Source organism: Pseudaeromonas paramecii, assembly GCF_039540575.1.
Lineage (GTDB): Bacteria > Pseudomonadota > Gammaproteobacteria > Enterobacterales > Aeromonadaceae > Pseudaeromonas > Pseudaeromonas paramecii.
Map to the genome: position 1 here is coordinate 1 of NZ_BAABFC010000005.1, position 500 is coordinate 500.

The 500-nt window shown below is 59.0% G+C and carries 1 pseudogene; it reads left to right on the forward strand.

What is annotated here, in order from left to right:
• A pseudogene (locus tag ABD847_RS04100) lies at positions 1-500 on the forward strand (hypothetical protein); the annotation flags it as partial.

Here is a 500-nt window from a genome sequence, read left to right on the forward strand (position 1 = left end):
CATCAACGGCCTGTCCGGTGAAGGGGCCGAGGTGGTGGTGAGCGATGCCAACCTGGCGGATGGCACCAGCCCGGATGCTGCCGCACTGACCCAGACCGGCACGTTTGATATCAGCGCACCGGATGGGGTGAAGAGTCTGAGCGTGGCGGGTGTGGTGTTGATAGCCAATGGCGAGGTCGTTGGTTTGCCGTTGGCCATTCCCAGTCCGTTGGGCAACAACCTGACCATTACTGCCATCAGCTTTGATGCCGATAGCGGCACTGGCACCATCAGCTACTCCTACACCCTGTTGGACAACGAGTACCACACCCAACCGATTAATGATGCGGTGTTGGGCGAAAGCTTTAGTGTGGTGCTGGTGGATGACAATGACAGCTCTACCAGTGCCAGCCTGGATGTTCAGGTGCTGGATGATGTGCCCACTTTGGCGGTGGCCGCCGACGACCTGACGGTGGAAGAAGACGATCTGAACAACGCCAACGCGGTGGGCAACAACGAGG